Annotated in this window: 16 protein-coding genes and 1 pseudogene; 12 read left to right on the top strand and 5 right to left on the bottom strand. The window is 66.0% G+C overall.

The window, feature by feature from the left end; translation table 11 throughout:
- Positions 1 to 149: 149 nt before the first annotated feature.
- Positions 150 to 824 (bottom strand): response regulator, encoded by a 675-nt coding sequence (locus ACVOKO_RS12060; protein WP_346499148.1) that lies wholly within the window; start codon positions 822 to 824, stop codon positions 150 to 152.
- A 111-nt stretch (positions 825 to 935) separates the two neighbouring features.
- Here ACVOKO_RS12060 and ACVOKO_RS12055 point away from each other — a divergent pair, with 111 nt between their 5' ends.
- The 8 genes from ACVOKO_RS12055 to ACVOKO_RS12020 all read left to right on the top strand — a co-directional run bounded on the left by ACVOKO_RS12055 (position 936) and on the right by ACVOKO_RS12020 (position 10,503).
- Positions 936 to 2,084 carry an OprO/OprP family phosphate-selective porin gene (locus ACVOKO_RS12055; protein ID WP_346499147.1) on the top strand — a complete coding sequence of 383 codons (1,149 nt, stop codon included), beginning with the start codon at positions 936 to 938 and terminating at the stop codon, positions 2,082 to 2,084.
- Positions 2,085 to 2,204: 120 nt separating this feature from the next.
- Positions 2,205 to 3,470 (top strand): amino acid deaminase, encoded by a 1,266-nt coding sequence (locus tag ACVOKO_RS12050; RefSeq protein WP_346499146.1) that lies wholly within the window; start codon positions 2,205 to 2,207, stop codon positions 3,468 to 3,470.
- A gap of 23 nt (positions 3,471 to 3,493) precedes the next feature.
- Entirely contained in the window at positions 3,494 to 4,849 is a 1,356-nt protein-coding gene (locus ACVOKO_RS12045) for a GntT/GntP/DsdX family permease (protein ID WP_346499145.1), read from the top strand.
- Positions 4,850 to 4,851: 2 nt separating this feature from the next.
- Positions 4,852 to 5,727 (top strand): MurR/RpiR family transcriptional regulator, encoded by an 876-nt coding sequence (locus tag ACVOKO_RS12040; RefSeq protein WP_346499144.1) that lies wholly within the window; start codon positions 4,852 to 4,854, stop codon positions 5,725 to 5,727.
- A gap of 3 nt (positions 5,728 to 5,730) precedes the next feature.
- A complete protein-coding gene (locus ACVOKO_RS12035) occupies positions 5,731 to 7,170 on the top strand; it encodes an N-acyl-D-amino-acid deacylase family protein (protein WP_346499143.1) in 1,440 nt (479 codons plus the stop codon).
- Between the two features lie 34 nt (positions 7,171 to 7,204).
- Positions 7,205 to 7,600 (top strand): RidA family protein, encoded by a 396-nt coding sequence (locus tag ACVOKO_RS12030; RefSeq protein WP_346499142.1) that lies wholly within the window; start codon positions 7,205 to 7,207, stop codon positions 7,598 to 7,600.
- Between the two features lie 370 nt (positions 7,601 to 7,970).
- Positions 7,971 to 9,176, top strand: a complete 1,206-nt coding sequence (gene gltS, locus ACVOKO_RS12025; RefSeq protein WP_346499141.1) for a sodium/glutamate symporter — start codon at positions 7,971 to 7,973, stop codon at positions 9,174 to 9,176.
- Positions 9,177 to 9,261: 85 nt separating this feature from the next.
- Entirely contained in the window at positions 9,262 to 10,503 is a 1,242-nt protein-coding gene (locus ACVOKO_RS12020) for an FAD-dependent oxidoreductase (protein ID WP_346499140.1), read from the top strand.
- A gap of 6 nt (positions 10,504 to 10,509) precedes the next feature.
- On the opposite strand, the gene ACVOKO_RS12015 is transcribed toward ACVOKO_RS12020, so the two are convergent.
- Both ACVOKO_RS12015 and rsgA read right to left on the bottom strand, forming a co-directional pair.
- The gene (locus ACVOKO_RS12015; RefSeq protein ID WP_346499139.1) at positions 10,510 to 11,766 is read right to left on the bottom strand and encodes a flavohemoglobin expression-modulating QEGLA motif protein; all 1,257 of its coding nucleotides are present in this window, start codon (positions 11,764 to 11,766) and stop codon (positions 10,510 to 10,512) included.
- Positions 11,767 to 12,104: 338 nt separating this feature from the next.
- On the bottom strand, positions 12,105 to 13,202 hold the full coding sequence (rsgA, locus tag ACVOKO_RS12010) for a ribosome small subunit-dependent GTPase A (protein WP_346499138.1): 1,098 nt from the start codon (positions 13,200 to 13,202) through the stop codon (positions 12,105 to 12,107).
- Between the two features lie 311 nt (positions 13,203 to 13,513).
- Here rsgA and ACVOKO_RS12005 point away from each other — a divergent pair, with 311 nt between their 5' ends.
- From ACVOKO_RS12005 to ACVOKO_RS11990, 4 genes are all read left to right on the top strand, one after another.
- Positions 13,514 to 14,785, top strand: a complete 1,272-nt coding sequence (locus ACVOKO_RS12005) for a pyridoxal phosphate-dependent aminotransferase (protein WP_346499137.1) — start codon at positions 13,514 to 13,516, stop codon at positions 14,783 to 14,785.
- Between the two features lie 9 nt (positions 14,786 to 14,794).
- Positions 14,795 to 15,436, top strand: a complete 642-nt coding sequence (locus ACVOKO_RS12000; protein WP_346499136.1) for an SGNH/GDSL hydrolase family protein — start codon at positions 14,795 to 14,797, stop codon at positions 15,434 to 15,436.
- Positions 15,433 to 16,131, top strand: a complete 699-nt coding sequence (locus ACVOKO_RS11995) for a class I SAM-dependent methyltransferase (protein WP_346499135.1) — start codon at positions 15,433 to 15,435, stop codon at positions 16,129 to 16,131. Before ACVOKO_RS12000 ends, ACVOKO_RS11995 begins: the two co-directional genes overlap by 4 nt.
- A gap of 79 nt (positions 16,132 to 16,210) precedes the next feature.
- Positions 16,211 to 16,540 carry a DUF6172 family protein gene (locus tag ACVOKO_RS11990; protein ID WP_346499134.1) on the top strand — a complete coding sequence of 110 codons (330 nt, stop codon included), beginning with the start codon at positions 16,211 to 16,213 and terminating at the stop codon, positions 16,538 to 16,540.
- 140 nt (positions 16,541 to 16,680) lie between these two features.
- On the opposite strand, the pseudogene ACVOKO_RS11985 reads toward ACVOKO_RS11990, so the two are convergent.
- Positions 16,681 to 17,931 (bottom strand): annotated as a pseudogene (locus tag ACVOKO_RS11985) (DEAD/DEAH box helicase); the annotation flags it as partial.
- 41 nt (positions 17,932 to 17,972) lie between these two features.
- Complete coding sequence (locus ACVOKO_RS11980) at positions 17,973 to 18,752, bottom strand: polysaccharide deacetylase family protein (protein WP_346499133.1); 780 nt, start codon at positions 18,750 to 18,752, stop codon at positions 17,973 to 17,975.
- Positions 18,753 to 18,780: the final 28 nt, after the last annotated feature.

Genomic DNA, 18,780 nt, shown 5'->3' with positions numbered 1-18,780 from the left:
ATGCTCGGCAGAGGCTTTCCCGGTAATGCCCTTGCCGAGCATGGCTCGGCACTACAGTCAGGGGTTTGCTGGTAACGCCCTTGCCGAGCATGGCTCGGCACTACAGTTGGGGTTTAGCTGGTAACGCCTCTGCCGAGCATGGCTCGGCACTACGGGTTAGGCGCGGTCCAATTGCCTGCGTCCAACTCCGGCTCCCACTCTGCCTCCAAAGTCTTCAGCAGTACCGCGGCCTGGGTGCGGCTATTGCATTCGAGCTTCTTCAGCACGGCGGTGACGTGCACCTTGACCGTGTTTTCGGCCAGGCCCAGCACGTGCGCGATCTGCTTGTTGAGCAGGCCATCGGCCATGCACAGCAGCACGCGGATCTGCTGCGGGGTCAGCCGCGCCAGCCGCGAGGCCAGCAGCGCATCGTGCTCGGAGCGCACCGCCGCCAAGGGCGGGAAACAGGTATCGCCGTCCATCACCGCGCTCACCGCCGCGCCTATCGATTCCACCGGCGCGGATTTGGGAATGAAGCCAACCGCACCGAACTGCTGGGCGCGACGGATCACCCGCGGGTTGTCATTGGAAGAAATGATGATCACCGGCAGCTCCGGGCGTTCGCCACGCAGCCATACCAGCGAAGAAAACCCGTGCGCACCGGGCATGGTCAGATCAAGCAGGACCAGGTCCACATCGGCATGCTCAGCCACCGCCTCGGTCAAGGCCGAAACACTGGCAACCTCCAGCATCTCGCCCACGGCGCCGCCCTCGCGCAGCGCATGCAGCACGGCGGCGCGAAACAACGGGTGGTCGTCGGCAACAAGCACCTTGATCAGGCTCATGGCGCCAGTTTGGCACGGGCACGGCTTGCCTGCCCTAGTCCCAAATCGCTATTGGTTGGCACCCTGGCCCTGTCTATCGTCCGCGCACTCCCAACTGTACCGAGGCAACGGATGGCCTGTTTCCCCCTGCGTGCTGCATTCACCGGCCTGCTGTTGCTGGCCGCCGCACCCGCCGCGCTTGCCAACGACACGTTCACCGCCAAGGCCAGCGGCCGCCTGTATTACGAATTCGGCCACTTCGACAACGACCGCCTTGGCCCGCCAGAACGCAGCGGCGACGATCTGCGTGCAGCGTGGCTGGGCCTATCGGGCAAGGCCTACAGCCTGGGCTACAAGGTCGAGGCGGACTTCGCCGGCCACCGCCCGGTTGCCCGCGATGTCTACCTGACCCACACCTTTGGCAACACCCAGCTCACCCTGGGCCAGTTCAAGCAGTTCTATACGCTGGACGACCGCAGCAGCGCCAATCACACGCCCACCATCGAGCGCAGCTTTCTGGTGCAGTCGCTGGGCACGGCTTACCGGCTGGGCATCGGCGCACAGGGGCATCACAGCGGCATTTTCTGGAGCGGCAGCGTTTTCAGCCTGGAAAGCATCGATGTGTGGCAGGCCAAGGGCCACGTCATCGGCGGCCGCATCGGCTACGCGCCATGGAGCCAACCGGGCCATGCCCTGCACTTTGGTGTCTCCGGCGCCCATGAGCATCACAGCCATCCCGGTGCCGATGGCGCCCTGCCGTTGCGTGCGCAAGTGCGTGCCAACGGCCACTTCGGCAACAACGGCCGCTTGCCGCTGGTGGATTTCCGCAGCGGTCGCGCGGTGTCGGTCAAACGCTACAGTTTTGAAACCGCCGGCGTGGCTGGGCCGTGGTCATGGCAGGCCGAGTACGGTGGTGCCCGCTACGACGATGGCCAGCAACGCGGCAAAATACAGGCCGGCTATCTGCAGGGCAGCTGGCTGCTCACCGGTGAAACCCGCCCTTACGACGCCAAGGGCGGCCGTTTCGTCCAGTTGGAGCCCGAGCGTGACTTCGGCGCCTGGGAGCTGGTGGCCCGCTATGACCACATCACCGGTCGCCAGTGGCCAACGCAGCAGCGCGATGTCTCGGCCGACGCCTGGACCCTCGGCGTGAACTGGTATGCCTCCAGGAACGTCCGGCTGATGCTGGACTGGACCGACAGCCGCCGCCGTGATGAACTGCGCGGACAACGCCTGGACCACACTGGGGTACTGGCCGGGCGCGCCCAGCTGCACTTCTGACCCCGCCCGCGCCGACGTGATCCGGCCCGGACACACAAGAAAATAATTTTCACGTATTCTCCACCTTTCGCCACGACAGCCACCCGTACTTCCGGGTGAACAAGGCAAGGGGTAGGATTCGTGCAGGAAAATTACTTTCATTCCGAAGCAGTTCTGGTCGGCAAGGGCCTCCCCAGCGGTGGCCCATGGACGCCGGCGTCGCTGGCCGCCGCCGCACCGTCGCTGCTTGCAGAGCAGCTCAGCCTGCCCGCTGCGGTGCTGAGCGCATCGGCGCTGCAGCATAATCTGTTGTGGATGCGCGAGTTCGCGCAGGCCTATGGCTGCCAGCTGGCGCCACATGGCAAGACCACGATGAGCCCCGAGCTGTTCCGCATGCAGCTGGACGCCGGCGCCTGGGGCATCACCCTGGCAACCGCGCCGCAGACCGTGGCCGCACACGCGCAGGGCGTACAGCGCGTACTGCTCGCCAACCAGCTGGTCGGCAAGGGCAACTTCGAGCTGATCGCCTCGCTGCAACAGCGTGACCCGGGCTTCTGGTTTGCCTGCGTGGTGGACTCGGCCGACAACGTGGCCGCGCTGGGCCGCTATTTCAGCGCGCGTGGGCAGCAGATCAAGGTATTGCTGGAGATTGGCTTGGCCCGCGGCCGTACCGGTGTGCGCGACGAGGCACAGGCGCAGGCCGTGCTGGACGAAATCGCCCGCTGGCCGGATGCCGTGGCGCTGGTCGGCGTTGAAGTCTATGAAGGTGTCGCCAGCGACGAGGCCGGCGTGCGCACCATGTTGCAGCGCAGCCTTGCGCAGTGGCAGGCGATCCGCGCCAATGGTGGTTTCCGCCAGTTGCCGGCCATCCTCAGCGGCGCTGGCTCGGCTTGGTTCGACGTGGTGGCCGAAGAGTTCTCGGTACTCGCCAACGATGCCGACGCACAGATCGTGCTGCGTCCGGGCTGCTATCTGAGCCACGACGTCGGCATCTACCGGCAAGCAGCCGAACGCATCCACGCCAGCAACCCGATCGCGCGCACGATGGGCAGCAGCCTGCAGCCGGCACTGCGGCTATGGGCTTACGTGCAGTCCCGCCCGGAACCGGGCAAGGCCATCATCGGCCTGGGCAAGCGCGATGCCGCCTTCGATGCCGGCCTGCCGGTGCCTGCCCTGCACTACCGGCCCGGCGATGCCGCACCAAGCGCTGCCGCCGCGCATTGGAAGCTCACCGCGATGATGGACCAGCATGCGTTCCTCGAGCTGCAGGCTGACGATGCCCTGCAGGTGGGCGACATGCTCTGCTTCGATATTTCTCACCCCTGCCTGACCTTCGACAAATGGCGCCACCTGTTGGTGGTCGATGACGCGCACCGCGTTGTCGGTGCTGTTTCCACGCAGTTCTAACCGCTTCCATCGGGTCTGTACGCATGAGCAACGGTAATCTGCTGTTGATCTACGCCGCACTGTCGATCCTTGCACTGATCGTGCTGATCGCCCGCTTTCGGCTCAACCCCTTCATCAGTGTCACATTGGTTTCAATCGGGCTGGCGCTGCTTGCTGGCATGCCGGCGCCGGAGATCCTGCCAGCCTATGAGCAGGGCGTCGGCAAGATCCTTGGGCATATCGCGCTGATCGTCGCGCTGGGCACCATGCTCGGCAAGATGATGGCCGAGTCCGGTGGCGCCGAGCGCATCGCACGCACCTTGATCGCCCGCTTCGGCAGCAAGAACGTGCACTGGGCGATGATGCTGATCGCCTTCTGCGTGGGCTTGCCGATCTTCTTTGAAGTCGGCTTCGTGCTGCTGATTCCGATCGTGCTCAATGTCGCCCGCCGCACCGGCGTGCCGCTGCTGCTGGTCGGCCTGCCGATGGTGGCCGGCTTGTCGGTGGTGCACGGGCTGGTGCCACCGCACCCGGCGGCGATGCTGGCGGTGAACGCCTATGGCGCCGATGTCGGCCGCACCGTGTTCTATTCGCTGCTGGTTGGCCTGCCAACGGCGGCACTGGCCGGCCCGGTGTTCGCCAAGTTCATCGCGCCGCGGGTCAAGCTGCCTGCGCATAACCCGATGGAAGCGGCATTGCTGGACGAGGGCCATCAGCGCATTCCCGATGAGCAGCTGCCCAGCTTCGGCATCACCTTGGCCACCTTGATGCTGCCGGTAGTACTGATGCTGCTCGGCGGCTGGGCCGATCAGATCGCCGCCCCCGGCTCGACGCTCAACCACGGCCTGCGCTTCATCGGCCACTCGGTGGTGGCCCTGCTGCTGGCCACATTGATGAGCTTCATCACCCTTGGCATGATGCGCGGCTTCAGCCGCGAACAGATCCTCAAATTCACCCAGGAATGCCTTGCCCCCACCGCCGCGATCACCTTGCTGGTGGGCGCAGGCGGCGGCCTCAACGGCATCCTGCTGCATACCGGCGTCGCGGCGGAAATCACCGCCCTGTCCCAGCGCCTGCAGCTGTCACCGCTGCTGATGGGCTGGACCATGGCCGCGCTGATGCGCATCGCCACCGGCTCGGCGACGGTGGCAATGATTACCGCCTCGGGCATCGTCGCCCCGATTGCCGCCGCCATGGGCTACGCCCACCCTGAATTGCTGGTGCTGGCCACCGGCGCCGGCTCGGTGGTGCTGTCACATGTCAACGACGGTGGCTTCTGGCTGGTAAAGGAATACTTCAACATGACCGTCACCCAGACCTTCCAGACCTGGACGGTGCTTGAAACCCTTATTTCCGTCATCGCCCTGTCGCTGGTGATGGCCCTCTCAATGGTGCTCTGAACATGTCGCAGAATACGTTCGATATCGTCTATGAGCTGCGCCAGCGCCAGCACGAGTTCAGCCCGGTGGAAGCGCGCATCGCCGCGGCCATCCTCGCCGACGTGGATGCCGCCGCGCAGTACGGGGTCAGCGAGCTGGCCGAACGCGCCGAAGTCAGCGCCGCCGCCATCTCGCGTTTTGCCAAGGCGCTGGGCTGCGAGCATGTGCGTGAGCTGCGTGCGCGGCTGGCCTCGGCCAGCGCGGTAGGCAAGCGCTTCCTGGAACAGCAGAACGCACCGCCGGTATCCGCGCTGTACGCGCAGATCTGCGATGACATCCAGGAAAGCCTGCGTCACAACATCGCCAACCTGAAGGAAGAGGTGGTGCAGGAGCTGGCCGAAGCAATCTGCCAGGCGCGGATGATCCATATCTTCGGCCTGGGCGGATGCTCCACCGTTTTCGCGCAGGAGCTGCAGAGCCGCTTCGTGCGTTTCGGGCGGCCGGTATCGGCCTGCAGCGATGCGTTGATGATGAAGATCATCGGCGCCACACTTGGGCCGCAGGATCTGGTGCTGGTGTTGTCGGTCAGCGGCATCACCCCGGAAATCATCTCAGCGGTGGATATCGCCCGCACCTATGGCGCCCGCATCGGCGCCATCACCCAGGCCAACACGGCGCTGGCCGAGCGCAGTGACTGGCTGCTGCCGATCCAGATCGAGGAAACCGATTTCGTGTTCAAGCCCTCGGCCTCGCGCTACGCGATGATGCTGGCCATCGACGTGCTTGCCACCACCACCGCGCTCAACGACGCCAACGCCAACCATGAACACCTGCGCCGCATCAAGCTGGCGCTGGACCGCCACCGTGGCGGTGATTCGCGCCTTCCGCTGGGTGATTGATCCATGCATGATTTCCTGATCCGCAACGCGCTGATCTTCGATGGCAGTGACCAACCGGCCGAGCACGGCGATGTCGCCATCGATGCCGGGCGCATCACTGCTGTCGGCGCGCTGGGCAAGGCTGCGGCTGCAAATGTCATCGACGCGCAGGGCCTGGCGTTGGCGCCGGGCTTCATCGATGTGCACACCCATGACGACCTGGAGGTGATCCGCAACCCGGACATGCTCAGCAAGTTGTCGCAGGGCGTGACCACGGTGGTGGTTGGCAACTGTGGCATCAGCGCCAGCCCTGTGAGGATCCATGCGCAGGTGCCGGACCCGATGAACCTGCTCGGTGATGCCGAGGATTTCCGTTATGCGGATTTCGCCAGTTATCGCGACGCCGTCGAACATGCCGGCCCGGCCGTGAATGTGGCAGCCCTGGTCGGTCACACCGCCTTGCGGCAGAACCATATGGATCGCCTGGACCGTGCCGCCACCGACGAGGAAATCAGCGCGATGCGGGCGCAGCTGCGCGACAGCCTGGCACAGGGCGCACTGGGCCTGAGCAGCGGTCTGGCCTATGCCTCGGCCTATAGCGCACCGTCCTCGGAAGTGGACGCGCTGGCCAAGGAGCTGCCACGCAACGGCCTGTATGCCACCCACCTGCGCGATGAATTCAGCGGCATCCTCGATGCGATGGAAGAAGCCTTCTACGCCGCACGTGCGCCACAGGCCGCAGTGCGTGTTTCGCACCTGAAGTGTGCCGGTGTCGACAACTGGGGCCGCAGCGGCGAAGTACTGGACTGCCTGCATGCGGCCTCGGCCAGCCAGGATGTGGCCTGCGACTGCTACCCGTATGCGGCCAGCGCCTCGACCCTGGACCTGAAGCAGGTCACCGAGGCCTACGACATCCTGATCACCTGGTCCGAGCCCGAACCCAGCCAGGGCGGCCGCCTGCTGGCCGAGATCGCCGCCGACTGGAAGGTCCCGTTGATGGATGCCGCGATACGCCTGCAACCTGCCGGCGCGGTGTACCACGGCATGGACGAGGCCGACGTGCGCCGCATCCTGAGCCATCCACTGACCATGATCGGTTCCGATGGGCTGCCACGCGATCCGCGCCCGCATCCACGCCTATGGGGCACATTCCCGCGCGTGCTGGGCCACTACGCCCGCGATCAACAGCTGTTCCCGCTGCACACTGCCGTGCACAAGATGACCGGCCTGCCGGCCTCGCGTTTCGCGATGGGCGCGCGCGGCTTGATCCGTGCCGGCTGGTGCGCCGACCTGGTGCTGTTCGATCCGGCGCGGGTACGCGACACCGCCAGTTTCCACGATCCGATCCGCGCCGCCGAAGGCATCAACGCCGTCTGGGTCAACGGCTGCCTGAGCTATGACGGCAGTCGCGTCGTCGCCCGCGCTGGCCGTTTTGTGCGGCCAGAACCCGCACCGACAGCCTGACTGCTACCGCTGCACCCCATGAAGAGGAATACCGATGAGTGACATCAAACGCTACGGCGCCGAAGGTGGCGTTGGCCAGGGCAAGCAACACATGCCGTTCTCGCGCGCGGTCGAAGCCGATGGCTGGCTGTTCGTGTCCGGGCAGGTACCGATGCGCAACGGCGAACTGGTCGCCGGCACGGTCACCGAACAATCGCATGTGGTGATCGGCAATGTGCTGGAGATCCTGGCCGAAGCCGGTTACGGCCCGGAGCACGTCGTGCGCTGCGGCGTCTGGCTGGACGACGCCCGCGACTTCTATGCCTTCAACGGCGTGTTCAAACACTACTTTGGCGAGAACCCACCCGCCCGCGCCTGCGTCGAAAGCCGCATGGTGGTGGACTGCAAGGTGGAAGTGGACTGCGTGGCCTACAAGCGCCCGCAACGCTGAGCCTGCCGCATCACCGTAGTGCCGAGCCATGCTCGGCAGAGGCTTTACCGCAAGACCCAAACTGTAGTGCCGAGCCATGCTCGGCAGGGGCTTTACCGCAAGACCCAAACTGTAGTGCCGAGCCATGCTCGGCAGAGGCTTTACCGGGAAGGCCCCTTGCCGAGCATGGCTCGGCACTACCGCCCGCTTGGAAAGCCCTTGCCGAGCATGGCTCGGCACTACAGGTAATGCGACAGCCGAGCATGGCTCGGCACCACATTGGGGCGGGCGAGCGCACCCTGACAGCCCGGCCAGTGCCAATAGGCCCGGTTGCTATTGTGCCGGGGGAACGACAAAGTTCGCCTTTCGCTGGTGCAAGGTCCCCGCCCTGATGATCCAACTTGACGCAGTACAGACAGTCGCCTTTGCCGGCCTGACCCTGTTTGCCGGCTACGCATTGTGCCGCGCCATTCCGTTCTTCCGCCGCTACAACCTGCCCGAACCGGTGGTTGGCGGCCTGCTGGTGGCCTTGGCGGTGTGGTGGGCGCATGGCCAGCAGACCACCCTGTTCACACTGGATACCACCCTCAAGACACCGCTGATGGTGGCCTTCTTCACCACCCTGGGCATCAATGCCAGCGTGCGGCTGCTGCGGGTCAGCGGCAAGCAGGTGATGTTGTTCCTGCTGATCGGCAGCCTCTTCGCGGTGCTGCAGAACCTGATCGGCATCAGCGTGGCCAAGATGTTCGGCCTGAACCCGATGTTCGGTGTGCTGGCCGGCTCGGCCACGCTCACCGGTGGCCCGGCCACCGGCCTGGCCTTTGCCGGGCATTTTGAACAGGCCGGTCTGGTCGGCGCGGAAAGCCTGGCGGTGACTGCGGCCATGGCCGGCATCATCTGTGGCGGCCTGGTCGGCGGCCCGGTGATCACCGTGCTGATGCAGCGCTTCAAGGTGCAGCACCCCAGCCAGAAGGCCACCGGCGCGCAGCTCGGCGAAGACGAAGCCGTCACCGTGCGTTACCCCAGCGAATCGGCACGCGAGTTCGATGCGCTCAAGAGCATCGTCGTGCTGCTGATGGCGATGTGGCTCGGCGTCTGGGTAGGCAAGGGCTTTGAAGGCCTGGGCCTGACCTTGCCGACGTATATCGGCGCGATGCTGGTGGGCGCGGTGATCCGCAACATCGATGACTACACCGGCTGGATCAAACTGTCAGTGCCCACCACCGACCTGATCGGCAATATCTGCCTGGCGCTGTTCCTGGCCATCGCGCTGATGGATCTCAAACTCTGGGAATTGGCTGGAATGGGCTTCCCGCTGCTGGTCAACCTAATCATCCAGGTGGCGGTGGTCGCGCTGTTCGCGGTGCCGATCTATTGGCTGATGGGCCGCGACTACGACGCGGCAGTGATGGGTGGCGGCTTCATCGGCTTCATGCTGGGCACCACCGCCAATGCGATGGCGGTGATGCGGCGGCTGGCGCAGCGCTATGGGCCGGCGCCGCGCGCCTTCCTGGTGGCACCACTGGTCGGCGCGTTCTTCATCGACTTCATCAACGCCTTGATCATTACCGGCTTCCTCAACTTCTGGCCGCACTGATCGGGCTGTTCCGTGCGCCACACCCGTGCCTTGCGCGCGGGTTGGCGCGACAATGGGCACTCACCTGTCCCGTGTTGCTCCGCTGATGACCCCCAATGCTGCGCCCCCGGTTTCTTCTGGCCATGACCTCATCGTCATCGGCGCTGGCGTGGTGGGCCTGGCCACGGCGTATGCCGCCGCAAAGCGGGGGTGCTCGGTGCTGCTGCTGGACCGCAATGCCGGCCCGGCGCTGGGCACCTCGTTCGCCAATGGCGCACAGCTCAGCTACGCCTATACCGACGCGATGGCCGGCCCCGCCACCTGGGCGCAACTGCCGGAAATGGCCTTCGGCCGCAACGGGCCGTTCCGCACGCGCTGGTCGGCGGACCCGGGTTTCCTGCGCTGGGGGCTGGCCTTCCTGCGCCAGGCCAGCAGCGGCGGCCTGCATCGCAATACCCTGGCCACGCTGGAACTTGCGCTTCAATCGCGCACCGCCATGCAGGCCTTGCTGCAGCAGCACCCCATCGATTTCGATCATCAGGTCTCCGGCAAACTGCACCTGTACCCCTCGGCCGAGGCGATGCACGGTGCCGCCGCGATGATCGCGCTCAAGCGCACAAGTGGCGTGCAGCAACGGTTGGTGGATGCCGCCGAAGCCCGTGCCATCGAACCTGCGCTCGCTGGCGCGCCATGGCTGGGCGGCGCGGTCTACTCGCCCGAGGAAGAAGCCGGCGACCCCTACCGTTTCAGCCAGGGCCTGCTGCAGGTATTGCAGCAGCACTACGGCATGCAGGCGTGCTTCGGCTTCGACACCCGGTCATTGCGCCATGCCGATGGCCGCTGGCAGCTGCAGGCCGGCGATGGCCGCAGCGTTGAGGCCGCGCGCGTGGTGGTCTGTGCCGGCATCGACAGCGCCGCGCTGCTCAAACCGCTGCGCCTGCGCACGCCGCTGATGGCGATCAAGGGCTATTCGTTCACCGCACCGCTGGGCGCCAACGCGCCACGGGTCAGCCTCACCGATACCAAGCGCAAGCTGGTGTTCTGCCGCCTGGGCGATCGCATCCGCGTTGCAGGGCTGGCTGATCTCAACGACTGGAATCCCACCCCCGAGCCGGCGCGGCTTGCCACCCTGATCGCACAGGCACGCGCCTCGCTGCCCGAGGCGGCCGACTACGATCACATCGAAAGCAGCTGGGCCGGGCTGCGACCGGTCACGCCGTGGTCGTCGCCTATCATCCGCAATCTTGGCGATGGCCTGGCCTGCAACATCGGCCACGGCATGCTCGGCTGGACGCTGGCAATGGGCAGTGGCGAACGCGCGGTGCAGCAGCTGCTCGACACGCCCTGAGCCCGCTCAGGTTTCGCTGATCTGGTCCATGCGGATGCGGTTGGCGAACAGCGAGAACGCCAAGGCGCCGGCCAGGCCGTTGGCGCGGTTGATCCACTGCGGCAACCAGCGTGGCGGCGCCAATACGCCGGCTTCGAACAAGGGCGTCAGCGCCACTGCATCGCCCAGGGTCATCTTGCCGGCAAACAGCCAGCGGCAGGTCTGCAGTTTTTCATCGCGCAGCATCTGCCGGAAAAAGGTGTGCACCGAGACCAGCCCGCGCAGGTAGACGGTGTCCTTGGTGAAGGCGGCACCGCCGCTGGTGGGCACGCCACGGAACACGCGCTGGGCCGAGGAGAAACTTTCCTCGGCGGTCTGCCCGGCAGCACGGAAGAAATTGAAGATCTCGATGAAATCGGCACCGTCGCGCGCCATCGCGATCGCCTCGATGCGCAGGCTGATGCGCTTCAGGCGCTGGATGTCGATGCTGCCGGTGATCTGTTCGGCAAAGGTGGCCAGGCCTTCCTGGGTGGCAGTGATACGCGGAGAGGCCAACGCGAGGCTGGGCAGCAAGGTCTGCTCACGGCCATTGAGGGCAGTCAACGAATGCACCAGCGCCTCGTGGTGGTACAGCTGGGCGCGGTCGTAGGCACTGAATGTGGCGCTGGTGCGCAGGCGGATGCGGGTGGCACCAGCGGCGGCCTTGGCGATCAGTTCGCGGTCCAGTTCCACCGTGATCAGGCGCCCATCGAAGAAATCATCCAGGTCACTCTGCAGCATCAGCTGCAGCGCGGTGGCCGACACCGGCACCTGCTCTTCCGGTGCCAACAGTTCGTGATCGAGTTCTTCGGCGATCTGGATGAAATGCCGCGCGGCATCGCGGGTGGTCGGGCCATTGCCCGGCATGGGCTGCTCCGGCACGCCGAACAACTGCGCGGAATAATCATTCACCGCGCGCGTGCCCAGTGCTTCCAGCAGACCGGCGGCAAGGTCCCAGCTGTGGGCCGAATCGTGTACGTAAACGCCGAGCGGATGCGAGGTATCGGCGGCGGCCATGATCGCGGCCAGTTCGCGCCGCGTATCGCTGAAATCCTGCTTCGGGTATTCCACCTGCGGCAGCAGCGGCTTGCCACGTGCGACGCTGTCGAGGAACGGCGCCTGGGTGGTGGCCGGCCAGCTGGTCAGACCCAGCAAACGGACACCACGTACCGCCGCCACCATGCGCGCATCGAGCGCGGCGTGATGGCTGATGGCTGGATCGTTGTGGGTATCAACCGTGTCCATGCCCGCCTCGTTCAAATCGATATAACGCGCAGCCTCTGCACGCTTTATGTAGGAGCGGCATAAGCCGCGAAGCCACAAACCCATCAGCGCTGCGAAAGCCTACCCCTCCCCAACCCTCCCCTTTGCCACGCAAAAGGGAGGGAGTTGAAGCAGCAGCGTAAGCCGCGAAGCCAAACCCGCATCAATGCTGCGAACAGCCTACCCCTCCCCAACCCGCCCGGCCCGAAGGCATAGCCTTCGGTCGTTCATCAGGCCGCGCGCCAGTGGCGCGCAAGCAGCCTTCTTCACCCCCTTTGCTACGCAAAAGGGAGGGAGTCGAAGCAAAAGCGGCCCCACGCTCAGCGCCGCTTGCCCTTGTTGATTGGCCGCCACTGCGCACCGCGCCCCGTGTGCTTGCGTTCGGTCGCCTGCTCGGCCTGACGCTGCGCCAATTTGGCCGCCGCCAGCGCAACTTCTTCGCGCAGCTTGAGGTAACTCTCCAGCCGGGTTTCATCGATGTCGCCGCGCTCGATCGCTTCCTGCACCGCGCATCCCGGCTCGCTGTTATGCGAGCAGTTGCGGAACTTGCACTGCGTGGTCAGTTCTTCGATATCGGCAAAGCCGCCCTCGGACAGGGTTTCCTCGCCGGTGGGCTTGAGCTCACGCATGCCCGGGGTATCGATCAGGCAGGCACCGTAGGGCAACGGCATCAGCGCGCGATGGGTGGTGGTATGGCGGCCGCGCGAATCATTGCCGCGCACTTCATTGGTCTTCATCCGGTCCTCGCCCAACAACGTGTTGGTCAAGGTGGATTTGCCGGCACCGGAGGAACCCACCAGCACCACCGTATTGCCTGGACCCAGCCACGGTAGCAAGGCGGAAACACTTTCAGGGTCCTTGCCGTTGATCGCCAGCAGTGGAATCTGCTGCGCGGCCAGGTCTTCCAGCACCGCCAGTGCATCTTCGCTGTAGTCGGTCTGGTCGGCCTTGGTCAGCACCACCACCGGCGACGCGCCACCACCGCCTACCAGCAGCAGATAGCGCTCGATACGACGCGGATTGAAGTCCGCATCCAGCCCGCAGACGATGAACACCGTATCGATATTGGCCGCGATCACCTGCTGGTGATAATGCTCACCGGCGGCGCCGCGCTTGATCGAGGTATGCCGTGGCAGCAGCGCGACGATGCGCTTGCCTTCCAGCAGCACCCAGTCACCCACCGCCGCCCGCTCATGGCTGGGGAAGCGCGGACGCTGCCACTCCGGCGGCGACTCGGTCTTGAGGCTGTTATCGGGCGCATCGGCAACCACGTAGCCGGAACGGTGCTGCTCGATCACCCGCCCCGGGCGCGCCTGCGGATGCTCGGCAAAGGCCGCCTGCCAGGCCGGATCCTCAGGAGCACCGGGCCAGGGCCAGCCGATATGGCGCAGCGAATCGAAATCGATGGAATCTGTCATTGGCCGATTCTACCGGGGTAGCGCTTGCCGCCGGGAATGTGGGTTTGTCGGGGCCGGAATCAAAGCAGAACAGGAGCACCCCTCCCCGACCCTCCCCTTGCCTGCGGCAAAGGGAGGGAGCCAAGCGCCCCCTCCCTTGCGCGCAGCGCAGGGGAGGGTTGGGGAGGGGTGCCGTTGCCCTCGCTTGAACGCTTGCTTTTACCTGCAACCAATCCCCAATCCCGATTCCTCTCATCCGCCCCCAAGCCCCGCCCCGCAGCGCAACAATTCGGCTACCATGCCAAATCCATGCCCTTGATGGCCCTGAGAAAATGTCAAGCCCTGTCAAACCGCTAGCCACCCGTGAACGCCTGTCTGAAGTCCGCTACGAGATCCGTGGTGAACTGGCCCGACGAGCGCGGGAGCTGGAGGCCCAGGGCCACAAGCTGATCAAGCTCAATATCGGCAATCCGGGCAATTTCGGCTTCCGTGCGCCGGCTCATCTGCAGCACGCCATCGCCGATGACATGGGCCGCACCGATCCCTACACCCACCAGCAAGGCCTGCCGGTCGCGCGTGAAGCCATCGCAGCCGCCTACGCACGCCGTGGCGCACCCGATGCCGTGGCTGACCGGGTATTCCTGGGCAACGGCGTGTCCGAGCTGATCGATCTGTCGCTGCGTGCCCTGCTCAACCCGGGCGACGAAGTACTGATCCCCTCGCCGGACTATCCGCTGTGGTCGGCCGCCACCATCCTCAATGACGGCCGCCCGGTGTATTACCGCTGCCGCCCGGAAAACGGCTTCCTGCCCGACCCGGTGGAGATGGAAGCGCTGGTGTCCTCGCGCACCCGCGCCATCGTGCTGATCAACCCGAACAATCCGGCCGGCGCCAGCTACCCGCGCGAACTGCTGGAAAAAATCGTCGCCATCGCCCGCAAGCACAACCTGTTGCTGCTGGTGGACGAAATCTACGACCAGATCCTCTACGACGGTGCGCAGTTCCAGCCGGTAGCTCCGCTGGCCGGCGACCATCCCTGCCTGACCTTCAGCGGCCTGAGCAAGGTGCACCGCGCCTGCGGCTGGCGCGTGGGCTGGATGCTGCTGTCCGGCGCTGGCGAACAGCTGGGCGAGTTCCGCGCCGCACTGGATCTGCTCAGCGCGCTGCGCCTGTGCGCCAACGTGCCCGGCCAGTACGCGATCGAAGCCGCGGTGAACGGCCCGGACACCATCACCGAGCTGTGCAGCCCCGGTGGTCGCCTGTACGAAACCCGCCGCGCGGTGATCGAGGCCTGCGCGGCCAGCGAACACCTGTCATTGGTCGCTCCGGCGGGGGCGCTGTACGCCTTCCCGGCAGTGATCGGGCCGGCCGCACAGGGCTTTGATGACCACGACTTCGCCCTGCAGCTGATGGAAGAAGAAGGCGTGCTGGTGGTGCCGGGTTCGAGCTTCAACGTGCCCTACCGCAACCACTTCCGCGTCACCTTGTTGCCCGAGGCCAGCGTGATGCGCGAGGTGTTCGGCCGCATCGACAAGCTGCTCAGCCGCCGCGCCGAAGCCGTCACCAAAGTCGTGCAGCTCAAGCCGCGCAGCGCGGTGGGCTGACCGGCCTTGATGAGCGAAACCGCAGCCACCACCACGTCCTACCTGGCACTGGGCGACTCCTACACCATCGGTGAAGGCGTTCCACAAGCCGGCAGCTGGCCGTTCCAGTTGGCTTCGGCACTGCGTGCGCAGAGGATCCAACTTGCCGACCCGCAGGTCATCGCCACCACCGGCTGGACCACCGACGAACTGGCGGCAGCCATCGACGCCGAAGCCCCGCAGGGGCCGTATGCGCTGGTGAGCCTGCTGATCGGCGTGAACAACCAGTACCGCGGGCGCCCGCTGGCCGAATACCGCCAGCAGTTCGAACAGCTGCTGCAGCGCGCGATTGCGCTGGCCGGCGAGGACCCGCGGCGGGTGCTGGTACTGTCCACGCCGGACTGGGGCTTCACCCCGTACGCGCAGCAGCACGGCCGCGATGCGGCCCAGGTGGCGCGTGAAATCGACGATTTCAACGCCGCCGCCCAGGCCTGCTGCGGCGACTATGGCGTGGCCTTCGTCGACATCACCCCGATCAGCCGCGACAACGGCCAGGACGCACAGATGCTGGCTGAAGACGGCCTGCATCCTTCCGCCCTGATGTACCAGCGCTGGATGCAGGCAGCACTGCCGACCGCAGCCGAACTGCTGCTGGCAGCCCCGGCCGCGTGACGGCGGGCGCCGACAACCAGGCCCTTCCCAGGGATGCCGCACGTGCCATCGCCGGCGCGTTCGCCCCGGCACAGCCTTGGGGCAACCGCTGGGACTACTGCTACACGCTTGCCAAACTGCGCAGCGACCCGCTCTACCCCGGCGTGCTGGACGCCCTGCGTGGCAGCAGCGCCCCCGTGCTGGATATGGGCTGCGGACTGGGTCTGCTGGCGCACGCCTTGCGCCACGACGGCCAGTCCATGCCCTACCGAGGGGTCGACAACGACGCGGCCAAGATTGCCCGCGCCGGCAAGGTCGCGGCGCGCGCCGGGCTGGCCGCCAGCAGTTTCGAGGTCATGGACCTGGGCACCCAGCTGCCCGTCCACCGTGGCAGTGTCGCCATTCTGGATGTATTGCAGTATCTGAACGCCGAAGCCCAGCAGGCACTGCTGCGCAACGCAGCGGCGATGCTGGAGGGCGATGGCCGTCTGGTGATGCGCATGGCCTTGGCCGATAGCAGCCGCCGCGGGCGCATTTCGCGCATCGGCGACCGCGCAGCCAACCTGATCGGCTGGATGCAGTTCCGGCCCCGCCACTACCCGGATGCCGAGTCATTGCGCGCCCTGCTGCAGCAATGCGGCCTGCAGGTCAGCCTGCGCCCGCTGTACGGCAACACCCCGTTCAACAACTGGCTGCTGGTCGCACACCGCGGTTGAAGCACGGTCCAGCCTTTTGCGCCGATAATGGCGCCATTCCCTGCCGGCCCAACCGGGCTGGCGCAGCAACGAGATTCCCGTGAAGAAGACCTACAGCCTCGCCATCGAAGGCAAGCACCCCGACCGTCTGCTGGAAGCCAGCAAGCACGACATCCGCAAGTACACCAAGCGTGAGCGCGGCAAGGCCCTGCCGGCCGGCGCCGACACCTGGGGTTTCGACAGCAAGCTGGGTGTGGACGAAGCCTCCGCCAAGCCGGTGGCCTATGACGAGCTGTTCCGCGCCATTGACGCGCTGGTAGCGGCTGGCAACACCCAGTTCTACGTCGAAGTGACGAGCAAGTCGGCCAAGCGCACCCCGCGCCCGGCAGCCGAGCCGGCCCCGGCAGCGGAAACCGATTTCGAAGATTGATCACCGAAGCACCGTAGTGCCGAGCCATGCTCGGCAGCGACCTGCCGTTGTAGTGCCGAGCCCAGCTCGGCAGTAGCTTTACTGGTAAAGCCCCAGCCGCGCAAGGGTAGGCGCTCCAGGTGGGGCGGGGGCGGGCACGGCTCGGCTTTTTCCGCCGCCGCAGCCCGCGCCCGGTCCTTCTTGCTGGGCCGGCGGCCCTTGATACCGCCCTTGTCGTCAGCCACCACCGTGGCTGCCGGTGCTGCCTGCGTCGGCTCAAAGCCCTCGAGCACTTGCGTGGCGCTGTCCAGCCCATGGCGTTTGCAGATCAGACGCCAATGCGGCATGGCCGCCGAATCGACAAAACTCACCGCCAAGCCCTTTTCCCCTGCCCGGCCGGTACGGCCAATACGGTGCAGGTAATCGGCCGGCGCGCGCGGCAGGTCGTAATTCACCACCACCGGCAGACGCGTGATGTCGATGCCGCGCGCCGCCAGGTCGGTCGCGACTAGCACCCGTACTTCGCCGTCCTTGAAATCCTGCAGCATGCGGAAACGGCGGCCTTGCGACAGTTCGCCATGCAGGGCCTGCGCGTTGATATCGGCCTTGCGCAGCAGCCTGGCCAGACGGTCACCGTCACGGATGCTGCCGACAAACACCAGCACCTGTTGCCACTGCGGGTCTTCCAGCAAGGACAGCAGCAACTCGGCACGGCGAGCGCTATCCACATGGATGGTGCGCTGTTCGATGGCCGGCGCGGACTGTTCGCCGATTTCCAGGCGCTGCGGCTCACGCAGGCCGGCTGCTGCCAAGGCTTCGATATCCGCAGCAAACGTGGCCGAGAACAAGGCCGTCTGCCGCTGTGCCGGCAGCTGCGCCAATATCTGCCGCAACTCATCGCCGAAACCCAGTTCCAGCAGGCGGTCGGCTTCATCCAGTACCAGCAGCTGCACCTGCTTCAATGACAGGGCGTTGTGTGCCATCAGATCCAACAAGCGCCCCGGGGTGGCCACGACGATGTCGGCACCGCCCCGCAGCGACATCATCTGCGGGTTGATCGACACCCCGCCCACCGCACAGACCAGATGCGGCCGGCGCGGCAACTCCCGCCCCAAGGTGGTGAATACATCGCTCACCTGCTGGGCAAGCTCGCGGGTCGGCACCAGGATCAGCTGCGCCAGCACGCGTGGTTTGCGCGGCGTTGCCATGAAGAAGCGTTGCAGCGCTGGCAGCACATAGGCAGCAGTTTTGCCTGAACCCGTAGGCGCCAGCGCCACCACATCACGCCCTTTCAGCAACAACGGCACGGCCTGCTGCTGGATCGGTGTCGGCGCCAGATAGCCGGCCTGCTGCAGGGCTTGCTGCAGCGCAGGCAGCACGTAGGGAGACAGGCCGAGTTGGGAGAAGGGCATGGTGCGGGTCCAGAAACCGCCAAAACGGCGGGGAGGCGAGTCTACGCTGTTGGCTGCGGCAGGCGGGCGCGCAGGCCACGGGCCTGCAGCTGCTGCAACACGGCTTCGATGATGGCCAGGTTATGGCCGTGGGCGGCACCTTCGTGCAGCAGGACGATGGCACCTGGCCCCAGATCCGGTGCAATCCGTGCCACCACGCCCTCCGGCGTGCAGTCCACACCGTCATAGCCACGGGCGCTCCAGCCGATCCGCGCCAGCGCATGTCGCTTGAGTGCCGCCGCTACAAAGGGATTGGTCATGCCCACCACCGAGCGGTACCAGCGCGGCGGCGCGCCGGCAATCGCCGCCAGCGCCTGCTGGCATTGGCCGATTTCCTTTGCCATCTGCGCCGGGCCCAGCGCCCAGAAGCGCGCCTGCGGGTGTGAATGGCTGTGATTGCCCAGGTCGTGGCCGCGCCGCAACACCTCGTGTACCAGCTCCGGGCGGGCCTGCGCCCGCTCGCCCACCATGAAAAAGGTGGCCTTGGCGTCGTGCTGATCGAGCAGGTCCAGCACCGCCAGGGTCTCCGCGGACGGGCCATCGTCGATGGTCAGCCACACGTCCTGCCCGGGCGCGCGGCTCACCACCGGCGCATAGAAGCGGCTGTTGGGCAGGAAGACCGGCACGATGAACAGCGCGTGGCTGAGCAGCAGCGCCGGCAGGCCCCACATCCAGCCCAGCCGCCACCACAACAAGGCCACCAGCAATTGTGAGATCAGCAGCCAGGGCAGCCAGCGCCAGGGGCGTACGGGAATGCGATGCAGGGTTTCCGGGGCAGTCATTCCCCATGATGCCATGCAGCGTAGAATC

Source organism: Stenotrophomonas sp. STEN240, assembly GCF_056756175.1.
This window is presented reverse-complemented; position numbering and strand designations above follow the sequence as displayed.